This window comes from Clostridium puniceum (genome assembly GCF_002006345.1).
Lineage (GTDB): Bacteria > Bacillota > Clostridia > Clostridiales > Clostridiaceae > Clostridium > Clostridium puniceum.
The window spans coordinates 22,280-32,401 of sequence record NZ_LZZM01000210.1 but is presented as its reverse complement, the minus strand read 5'-3'; the positions used below and the strand labels follow the sequence as shown (position 1 = coordinate 32,401).

Genomic DNA, 10,122 nt, shown 5'->3' with positions numbered 1-10,122 from the left:
GAGTAATAAAATAGAATATTAAGGGTAATATAGTATTATATAGAATTAATTTTATAACATGAATATGGTAAATCTAAAGATGGAGTTAGAATACTTTATAATACAATAATTAACAATAGAAGATATTTAGATATTGTATTTTATAAAATATTGACTAGGAAGGTGAATAAATTGAGAGAAAATTATCATTCATTTAGTTATTGGGAAAATATTATAAATGAGAATAAGACAATAAGAGGACATATGTTTATGCAAAAGCCACCCACAGAAGAGAGTGTTTATTTCCATACAATTATATTTGGAAGCAAAAATGGAATAAATAATATATGGGGATACTGTCATAGTATAAAATGTTTAATTGGGTATTTTCAATACTCATTTTTGCAAGAAGCTTTTTATAAATGGATATATGGAAAAGAAAAATTAGTCACAAAGATTCCACATTTAACCGTAGATAAAATAGCTGATGAAGGGCAAAAATCAAATAAAATAAGTAGAGAAACTTCAATTAATATGAAAGATGACTATGAATTTTTAAATAGTTTATGGAGATTACCATCTAATAAAATTGAAGCAGAATTAAGAAAATTTATTTTGGATTTTAATAAGAAATGGAAGGGTGATAATAAAGAATTTCTATATATAAGAATTTTAAAAACACCAGAGGAATTAGGGGAATTTGTAATATCATCGACCTTATTGGCAAGTACTGAAAAAGAATTAGAAAGTAGAATAGGTATTACATTAGAAGAATGGAGAGAAATTTGTAAATCTGCAACAACTGATTTTGCTAAGGGTGAAATGTTTAGAAATATTTTATCGAGAAAATTAAGTGAGGTATTTTGAATTATATTAAGCATAAAAAGAGATATGGCTAATTATTTAGCCAGTATCTCTTTTTTTTCAATGTTAATAGTGTACAAAATATTTTATTTTAGGAAAATTAATTAAAATTAAAGAAGAACACTTTCGACAGAAGCTATGCTTTGACAGGAAATACCAAGCATTTCACCGGTAAAACCAAGACCTTCTTCAGTAGTAGCTTTAATATTTATCTTGTTAATATCTATATTAAGTACCTTTGAGATATTTTCTCTCATATGCTCAATATATGGCAGCATTTTAGGCTTTTGAGCTATTATTGTAGCATCTATATTATTTACCACATAACCAGCCTTTAAAATTAACTTACCAGTTTCTTCAAGTAATAAAATACTAGATATGCCTTTAAAGGCATTGTCTGTATCAGGAAAGTGTTTTCCAATATCTCCAAGGGCACATGCTCCTAGTAAAGAATCCATTATAGCATGAAGAAGTACATCAGCATCAGAATGACCAAGTAATCCCTTTTCGAATGGAATTTCAACTCCTCCTAAAATTAATTTTCTATTTTCAACCAATCTATGCACATCATAGCCTAAACCAACTCTCATATAGTCACCTCGTTAAAATGTTTTTATATGTATACATTTTAACATATATATGATAAGAGATGGGAGATTTAAAATATCAAGTTCAAAATACTTAATTAGAAACACGCCTATTATTGTTAATTTCTACATCAATTAAACGCTTATTTTTAAATTTAAACCTAACCCTTAGCAAAGAGATAATTTTCTTTATAATAAAGTGTATAAAATTTATTCTACGTCTTTTTATAAAATCTACATATATGATTTTTCTCTTCATAAATAATCTCCCAAATATTGATTCAAAACTATAAAGTTAGATAGATAAAATTTTATGGATAAATAGCTTTATATGCTATAATAACATAGTATGAAGAAATTATAATTTTGATATTATTCTTTCAACTAGTTACTATTTTTTTAAGAGGTGTTAGTTTTATGGAAAATCGGAGCTTTAACAAAAATAAATATGTATTTACGACAATTCCATCAATGTTATTAGTAGGAGATTCTGCAGAAACTAATAGAAGCAAACAGATATCCCTATTTTTAAATGAACTAAATACCTATAATGTTTTACTTAAAGATTTAATAAGTTTTCCACTTAAAGAAGATGATAGAAATATAGCTTTAAATATCGCTTATTATATATATGATAATGAGGAGTTAATTAAAACAATAACTCAAAAAAAAGATTTGCCTATATTGAAATTAAGCAAATTAACTAAAATAAAAGGTGAATATTTGAAAAAATACAGAGATTATATCATGGTTTATTACATAATTTTAACTAACCCTAATTATAAAGGAATACAAGATTACTTTAGAATACAATTAAGAGAAGATAACAATGTAAAGAGTATTTCAAATAAGAAGCAAAATTTATATAAGGGAATAGTAGTAAAATCATTAAAAAAATCTGCTTATATATTAACTTCGATGGGTGAATTTATAAAAATAAAAATTTATAACAAAATAAGTGTTGGAGAAGTAGCAGAAGGTAAAGAAAAAAAGACATTAAAAAATAATAAAATATATATTTCTATTTTATTATTTTTAATTATAATAATTGGAAGTGGAATAGTAATTGAATATAGGAGAACACAAAGTATAATTGTTATAGAGACAAGTTCTAATATAGTAATGCATATTAATAAATTTAATAAAGTAATATATGTGTATTCGCCTACAGAAAAAGGAGATAAACTTATACAAAATGTTAATATGTTAAATAAAGATGTTGATCAAGCTATTGCTGAAACCTTTGAATATGCATTAGATAATCAGATGTTAGAGATAAATAAAGAATTTCCAGCTTTAAGCAAAAAGATTTTAATAACAGTAAATGGACAACCTTTAAAGTATGGAATACTTAATAAAACCAGCAAGTATGTATCTGAAAATAATATACCTATAGTTATAAATAATGTAGGAAATCAACAAAAATTACCTCAATATTCTAGTGACAATGAAGAAAAGAATACAAAAAAATAAAACAAAGAAGTAACCCATTTTATAGTGAGTTACTTCTTTGTTTTATTTAAAAGTTCTTTAAATGTATTCATATCGTATTTAGAACTAATATAAATTCTATCAAGGGTAAAAGGATTATCGCTTCTATCAGATAAACCCAGTTTAGTAGTAAAACCCAAAGTATAACCAGCGTCTTTTGCAGCTTTTAAACTATCATCATTAAAATCACCAAAGGGATATGCAATTGAGTTAATTTCCTTACCTGTTATTTCTTCTAAAGCTTTTTTAGATTTTGTTAATTGTTCCAATTGTTTATTATAATCCATTTTATTAAGGTGAGGGTGATTAACAGTATGGCTTTCGATATCTATTCCATAAGCAGACATTTCTTTTATAGCGTCTTTTGATAAATAATAAGAACCGTCTAATTCAGAAGTTATGCAAAATACAGTTGCAACCATATTAAAATCTTTTAATATGGGAAAAGCATTATAGTAATTATCCATATAGCCATCATCAAAAGTAATGAGTATGCTTTTCTCAGGTATAGAAGAATTATTTAATATGTAAGCTTTAAATTGGCTTATTGTTAATGTAACATAACCTTCATCATGTATGTATTTTAGTTCTGCTCTAAGCATTTCAGGTGTTATTGTTACTTCGTTATCAGCAGATTCTTTAACTGAATGGTAATATAATACAGGAACACCTCTATTATCATTGATTAAATTTTTAGCAGACTCGGCTTTATTAAAAGAAGTAACCTTTTGATTTATAACAGAATTATCTTTAGATTCACTTTGCTTTATGGTATCGATATCATTTGCTGCTATGGTTTGATCATTAATACTGTTACTTCTATAATTATTTTCTTTCATGGTTATGTTATTAGAAATATCTTCTATGCTTTTTTTAGAATATAAATTATGAACGAATATGTAAACTAATAATGTAACAATTAAGAAAACAACTAGAAGATTTAAATTATCTTTAATTTTAGAAATACTCTTTATAAAAATATTTCTTTTGTTTGAAGTATCTTTTTTAGACATAAATCTATTGCTCCTTATATTTAAGATAAAAGATATTATTTTTATTATATACTAAATTATAAAAAAATAGTATGTTAGATTTGTTTATTTAAAAATTTTAGCGTGTTAATTTATATATAATTTAGAATAAGATTCATAAAAGTGTAGCATAATATAAAATAGTATAACTATTAACATTATCCACAGGTGCATGTGGATAACATGTTATGAATATGTTAATATACATAATATTACATGTTACTTTTGTGGATATAAAAAGAATAAAGTCATAAAAAGTACAAATAAGGGAGGCATTCAAATGGCTATTATATCAAACATAGCAGGCTTAATAATCATAGGATCAATATTATATACAGCTTATCCACAGGAAATGTGTATAAGTGCTATAATACAGAGAGAAAATAAATTTGCACTTGGGGAAAAATCAATAAGCAAAAGCTTAGATTATTTTAAAGAAGATATAAAAATGCCTCAAATATTGGATGGAAATGATGAAAAAAAAATAAATTTAATAAATAATGTTATTAATAATGATATTTTGCCTAAATCAGAAGAGGCTGAAAAAACATCAAAGGAATACTTTGGGATGGAAGGACAAGAAAAGCCAACATTCCCTTTTGAAGTCTATTCAAGATATACAATAGGAATAGATAATAATATGCTTATTAGTTTATATAATGATTATTATGAATATTTAGGTGGAGCGCATGGAATGACAACTAGGACTTCTTATACAATAGATAAAGAAAAGGAAAAATTATTAACACTAAAAGAATTATTTGTTCAAGGATATTCTTACAGTGACATAATTAATAAAAGCATAAAAGAAGATATTGAAAAACATCCAGATGATTATTTTAATTCAGGAAGTGAATTTAAAGGAATTGGTGAAAATCAAAGTTTTTATATAGAAGGTGATAAACTTGTAATTTATTATCAATTATATGATATAGCACCATATGTATTTGGAATTCCTGAATTTAAAATTCCACTAAAATTATTTGGGGCAAATTATGTTTATTATAAAAGTTTAAGTAGTTAATTAGCTAGCACATGTTTGGAATGTTATTTTTTCATGTGCCTAAAAAATTATTTATTTTGTGATTTAATTTAATCAACCTTTCAACTTCACCTTCTGGACATGTAAAAGAACCTATTGGATGTGGTGAAGTTGTATAATTCCCATGAAAATCTGTTCCTCCAGTCATAATTAAATCAAATTTTTGAGCAATATCTTTTATTTGCTTTTTTACTTCTTTTGAATTTTTAGGATGGTTATATTCAACGCCTTGAATCAAATTTTTTCTGGCTAATTTTTCTAATAATTCATTAGAATCAAATTGTCCAGGATGAGCCATAACTGAAATTCCACCGACTTCTTTTATCATATCTAAAGTTTCATATACACTGGGATAAGTAATTTGCACATAATATTTTCCTTTCTTCGAAAGCAATTCTTTATATAAATCACCAATTACAACATTTGTATAGCCTAGATCTGCTAAAGATTGCATTATATGAGTCTCATACATAGATTCACTTTTAGAACTATAGCGTTCTATATGCTCTATAGTAATTGGATATTCTTTCATTAGCATTTGTGCCATCTGTCTTTTGGCATTTTCTCTGCTTATTAAAATTTTATTTAAAAATCTTTGAAGTTTAAAAAAATCTTTTGGAAAATAACAAAGTATATGGACAGAACGATTAGTTTGATAATCTACAGTAGATATTTCAACTCCTGGTATTACAGATATACCTATTTTTTCACATAAAGTATAGGCTTCTATCACCCCTGCCAAAGTATCATGGTCTGTAATAGAAATACAATCTAAACCTGCTTTCTTTGAATAATAAATAATGTCTTTTATACTTAAAACTCCATCTGATAAAAAACTATGATTGTGTAAATCAGCTTTCATTTTTCACTTTCCTCTCTATGTAATCTAATATATATTAAATTTCACCTTTAGTTCTTATATTAATTAAACTGCTTATGTTGTAGTTTTATAATATTTAAATATTTCTATTAACAAAATATCATGAAAATTAATTTCGTTCAATACATGTTGGTGAAAAAATAATCCTGGATGATAAGTGAGTTTCATCTAAATACAATTGTTTTTTTATAAAATTTACATAATACACATTAAAAATAACAGGAAATTATGCTTGTTATTTTTATGGTATTCGACATTGTAAAGTCCTATTAATAGCCAACAATAAGCAATTTATAGTCTTGTACTTGCATAAAATATATGACACATCTTTCGATTGCTATTCTATTTTATCTGCCTAATTTATCTGTGAAATAAAATTGCACAAATAATATATTGACGAAATTATTATGTCATGATATAGTGAAAGTAGAAATACGAGAACAAATCATGTATGATGTAAGAAATAATATTTTATATAATATTGTTTCATGAAAGGAGACAAACATATGGAAAATAATAAAACTGTATTAGACATGATTTTCTCAAGATATGATAATTTTTTTGAGGCAGAAAAAAAAATCGCAAATTATATTATAAACAACAAAGAAAAGGTTATAGAAATGACAATTGCAGAGTTAGCAGTAGAAAGTGGTGCCAGTGAGGCAACTGTTTCAAGATTTTGCAAGAAGTGTAATATGAATGGTTTTCATCATCTGAAAATTAGTCTTGCAAAAGAAATTGTAGAATCAAATGATAATGCTATACCAGTATCTAATGATATTGATGAACATAACATTGGGCAGTCTTTACAGAATATATTAGCAAATAAGATGGAGGAACTTAAACAGACAATATCTATGATAAACGAGAAAAAATTCAAAGAGATATTAGATCTACTTAAGAATGCAAAATCTGTTCAATTGGTTGCAGTTGGTAATACTATTCCGGTTGCTTTAGATGGAACATATAAGTTTAATCAAATTGGTATTAAAGCAGTAGCCAATACTATTTGGGAAACTCAAATTGGGTATACTTTTAATTTGACTGGAGAAGATGTGGTAATTGCAATATCTAACTCGGGAGCATCTAAAAGATTAATGAATATAATTGATGTTGCTAACGAGAAGGGGGCGACTACTATTTCTATTACTAATAATGAACATTCACCACTTGCAATGTCTAGCAAATATCATATTACAACAGCAACGAGAGAAAAATTATTCTTGGATGAATATTATTTTTCTAGAGTATCTGCATTTATGGTAATTGAAATTTTATATTTATTTTTAACAGTAGGGAAAAAAGATGTATATGAAAATATCAGTAGACATGAACAGTCTATTGCTGATGATAAATTCTAAAAAATCTATTATTTAATGAATATGGGGGAAATTATTATGATTTACACAGTAACCTTTAATCCAGCCTTAGATTATGTAATTAAAGTTGACAATTTTACATTGGGAGCAATAAATAGGACTAAAAGAGAAGATATTTATTATGGTGGAAAAGGCTTAAATGTTTCTACTGTTTTGACTAATTTAGGATATGAAAGTATTGCATTAGGATTTATCGCAGGTTTTACAGGCGATGTTATTGAAAAGGGTGCAAAATCATTAGGATTTCCCACAGATTTCATTAAAGTAAAAGAGGGGTTATCTAGAATTAATGTTAAATTGAAATCTAATGAAGAAAGTGAGATTAATGGGCAAGGTCCAAATATCAATAAAGAAGACATTGATAAGTTATTTGAAAAACTAGAGCAGTTGCAAGATAAAGATATATTGATATTATCTGGAAGTATTCCAAACACATTAGATGAAGATATTTATGAAAAGATTATGGACAGATTACAAAAAAAAGACATCCAAATCATAGTAGATGCAACAAAGGACTTATTACTAAATGTATTAAAATATAAACCATTTTTAATTAAACCTAATAATCATGAACTTGGAGAAATGTTTAATGTGATACTTAATAATGATGAAGAAATCATATATTATGCCAAAAAGCTTCAAGAAAAGGGAGCAAGAAATGTGCTTATATCTATGGCAGGAGATGGAGCAATTTTAATTACAGAAAATGAAGAAATTTTCAAAACTGAAGTGCCAAAAGGAGAAGTTAAAAATTCTGTAGGTGCTGGAGATTCTATGGTTGCTGGATTTATCGCTGGATATTTAACAAATAATAATTATGAAGAAGCGTTAAAAATGGGAACAGCCGCTGGAAGTGCAAGTGCATTTTCTGAAGGATTAACCACCAAAGAAAAAGTAATAAGTTTACTAAGTCTATTATAATTTACGAGGAGGATTTTTATGAGAATTAAAGATTTATTAAAAGAGCAAAGTATTGAACTTGGTGTCAATACTAGTATTAGTACGAAAGAAAACGTTATCAATAAATTAGCTAGTTTAATAGACAAATCAGGAAACATAAGTAATATTGAAGAATACAAAAAAGGTGTTTTAGAAAGAGAAGCACATTGTTCAACAGGTATTGGTGGAGGAATTGCAATTCCTCATGCAAAGAATAAGGCTGTTAAAGATGCAAGTCTTTCAGCTATGGTCATTCCTAATGGAGTAGATTTTGATGCACTTGATGGTGAGCCATCTAAATTATTTTTTATGATTGCGGCACCAGAAAATGGAGTAGATGTACATCTTCAAGTTTTAGCTAGACTATCTACTATTCTTATGGATGATGATTTTAAAAATAAATTGATTTCAGCAAAGAGCAAAAAGGAATTCTTAAATATTATTGATGAAAAAGAAACAGAAAAATTTCCAGAAGAATCTACAGATAAGGTTTCAAAAGTAACAAATGGATATAGAGTATTAGCTGTTACTGCATGTCCAACTGGAATAGCCCATACATTTATGGCAGCAGAAAACTTAGAACAAAAAGGAAAACAACTAGGAATTCCACTAAAAGCAGAAACTAATGGTGCAGATGGTGCAAAAAATGTTCTTACAAAAGAAGAAATTGCAGCAGCAGAATGTATTATTATAGCAGCAGATAAAAATATTGATATGGCTCGTTTTGATGAAAAAAGAGTAATTAGTACAAAAGTATCTGATGGTATCCATAAAGGCGAAGAGTTAATAAATCGTGCAGTAAGTGGTACTGTTCCAATTTATCACCATAATGGAGCAAAAGTTTCTACAGATGAATCAGAACAAGAAAGTGTAGGACGTTCTGTTTATAAACACCTTATGAATGGTGTATCTCATATGCTTCCATTTGTTATTGGCGGTGGTATATTGATTGCTTTAGCTTTTCTTTTTGATAATTATGAAATTAATCCAGCGAACTTTGGTAAAAATACACCGGTTGCCAATTATTTAAAAACAATTGGTGAGCAAGCATTTGGTATGATGTTACCTGTCTTAGCAGGTTATATTGGAATGAGTATTGCAGATCGTCCAGGTTTAGCAGTTGGTTTTATTGGTGGTATTGTAGCAAAAATGGGATGTACATTTGCTAATCCCGCTGGTGGAAATGTTAACTCAGGTTTTCTTGGTGCATTACTTGCTGGTTTCATTGGAGGATATCTTGTACTAGCACTTAAAAAATTATTTAGTAAACTTCCATCAGCTTTAGATGGTATTAAGCCAATCTTAATTTATCCGGTACTTGGTATTTTATCTGTATCTGTTGTAACCACTATTATAAATCCTTTTGTAGGTGGAATTAATTCAGCGTTGACTAATACGTTAAACAGTATGGGTGGATCAAGTAAAATATTATTAGGCATGGTGGTTGCAGGTATGCAGTCTACTGATATGGGAGGTCCAATTAACAAGGCATCGTATGTATTTGGTACTGCCCAATTAGCTGAAGGTAATTATCAAGTTATGGCATCTGTTATGGCAGGTGGTATGATTCCACCATTAGCAATTGCACTATGTACAACCTTCTTTAAAAACAGATTTACTAAAAAGGAAAGACAATCAGGTTTAGTTAATTATATTTTAGGGTTATCTTTCATATCAGAAGGTGCAATTCCTTTTGCAGCACAAGATCCATTAAGGGTTATTCCTTCTTGTATTGCTGGATCTGCAGTAGCAGGTGGTTTATCTATGTTCTTTAACTGTACTTTAAGAGCACCTCATGGTGGTATCTTCGTACTTCCGGTAATAGGAAATCCATTTGGTTTTTTAACTGCTTTAGTAGTAGGGGCTGTAGTTGGTTGTGTTATACTGGCAATTTTAAAGAAACCACTAGAAGAAAATAAATAATAAAATA

General features: G+C 27.5%; 9 protein-coding genes. 6 read left to right on the top strand and 3 right to left on the bottom strand.

Translation table 11 applies throughout. The annotated features are described in order from the left end of the window. Window positions 1–171 precede the first annotated feature (171 nt). Window positions 172–846: a hypothetical protein gene (locus CLPUN_RS21655; protein WP_143329097.1), complete on the top strand. Its 675-nt coding sequence runs from the start codon at window positions 172–174 to the stop codon at window positions 844–846. 107 nt (window positions 847–953) lie between these two features. Here the strand turns inward: CLPUN_RS21655 and ispF are convergent, their stop codons facing one another. After that, window positions 954–1,433 carry a 2-C-methyl-D-erythritol 2,4-cyclodiphosphate synthase gene (gene ispF, locus CLPUN_RS21650; RefSeq protein ID WP_077849304.1) on the bottom strand — a complete coding sequence of 160 codons (480 nt, stop codon included), beginning with the start codon at window positions 1,431–1,433 and terminating at the stop codon, window positions 954–956. A 414-nt stretch (window positions 1,434–1,847) separates the two neighbouring features. Between ispF and CLPUN_RS21645 the strand changes: the two genes are divergently transcribed. Then, entirely contained in the window at window positions 1,848–2,903 is a 1,056-nt protein-coding gene (locus CLPUN_RS21645) for an anti-sigma factor domain-containing protein (RefSeq protein WP_077849303.1), read from the top strand. Window positions 2,904–2,932: 29 nt separating this feature from the next. Here the strand turns inward: CLPUN_RS21645 and CLPUN_RS21640 are convergent, their stop codons facing one another. Beyond that, on the bottom strand, window positions 2,933–3,934 hold the full coding sequence (locus tag CLPUN_RS21640) for a polysaccharide deacetylase family protein (RefSeq protein ID WP_077849302.1): 1,002 nt from the start codon (window positions 3,932–3,934) through the stop codon (window positions 2,933–2,935). A gap of 298 nt (window positions 3,935–4,232) precedes the next feature. On the opposite strand from CLPUN_RS21640, the gene CLPUN_RS21635 reads away from it, so the two are divergent. Continuing rightward, window positions 4,233–4,976 (top strand): DUF3298 and DUF4163 domain-containing protein, encoded by a 744-nt coding sequence (locus CLPUN_RS21635; RefSeq protein WP_077849301.1) that lies wholly within the window; start codon window positions 4,233–4,235, stop codon window positions 4,974–4,976. 31 nt (window positions 4,977–5,007) lie between these two features. On the opposite strand, the gene CLPUN_RS21630 is transcribed toward CLPUN_RS21635, so the two are convergent. Beyond that, window positions 5,008–5,856 carry a PHP domain-containing protein gene (locus tag CLPUN_RS21630; RefSeq protein ID WP_077849300.1) on the bottom strand — a complete coding sequence of 283 codons (849 nt, stop codon included), beginning with the start codon at window positions 5,854–5,856 and terminating at the stop codon, window positions 5,008–5,010. 524 nt (window positions 5,857–6,380) lie between these two features. Between CLPUN_RS21630 and CLPUN_RS21625 the strand changes: the two genes are divergently transcribed. From CLPUN_RS21625 to CLPUN_RS21615, 3 genes are read left to right on the top strand one after another with little or no spacing between them, the layout of a single operon-like run. After that, window positions 6,381–7,235, top strand: a complete 855-nt coding sequence (locus CLPUN_RS21625; protein WP_077849299.1) for a MurR/RpiR family transcriptional regulator — start codon at window positions 6,381–6,383, stop codon at window positions 7,233–7,235. Window positions 7,236–7,271: 36 nt separating this feature from the next. Continuing rightward, entirely contained in the window at window positions 7,272–8,174 is a 903-nt protein-coding gene (gene pfkB, locus CLPUN_RS21620) for a 1-phosphofructokinase (RefSeq protein ID WP_077849298.1), read from the top strand. Between the two features lie 18 nt (window positions 8,175–8,192). After that, entirely contained in the window at window positions 8,193–10,115 is a 1,923-nt protein-coding gene (locus tag CLPUN_RS21615) for a PTS fructose transporter subunit IIABC (RefSeq protein ID WP_077849297.1), read from the top strand. Window positions 10,116–10,122 lie beyond the last annotated feature (7 nt).

Excerpts from the sequence above, each read along its gene's own strand:
- ispF (WP_077849304.1), bottom strand. The coding sequence starts at position 1,433 with ATGAGAGTTGGTTTAGGCTATGATGTGCATAGATTGGTTGAAAATAGA.
- CLPUN_RS21645 (WP_077849303.1), top strand. The coding sequence starts at position 1,848 with ATGGAAAATCGGAGCTTTAACAAAAATAAATATGTATTTACGACAATT.
- CLPUN_RS21640 (WP_077849302.1), bottom strand. The coding sequence starts at position 3,934 with ATGTCTAAAAAAGATACTTCAAACAAAAGAAATATTTTTATAAAGAGT.
- CLPUN_RS21635 (WP_077849301.1), top strand. The coding sequence starts at position 4,233 with ATGGCTATTATATCAAACATAGCAGGCTTAATAATCATAGGATCAATA.
- CLPUN_RS21630 (WP_077849300.1), bottom strand. The coding sequence starts at position 5,856 with ATGAAAGCTGATTTACACAATCATAGTTTTTTATCAGATGGAGTTTTA.
- CLPUN_RS21625 (WP_077849299.1), top strand. The coding sequence starts at position 6,381 with ATGGAAAATAATAAAACTGTATTAGACATGATTTTCTCAAGATATGAT.
- pfkB (WP_077849298.1), top strand. The coding sequence starts at position 7,272 with ATGATTTACACAGTAACCTTTAATCCAGCCTTAGATTATGTAATTAAA.
- CLPUN_RS21615 (WP_077849297.1), top strand. The coding sequence starts at position 8,193 with ATGAGAATTAAAGATTTATTAAAAGAGCAAAGTATTGAACTTGGTGTC.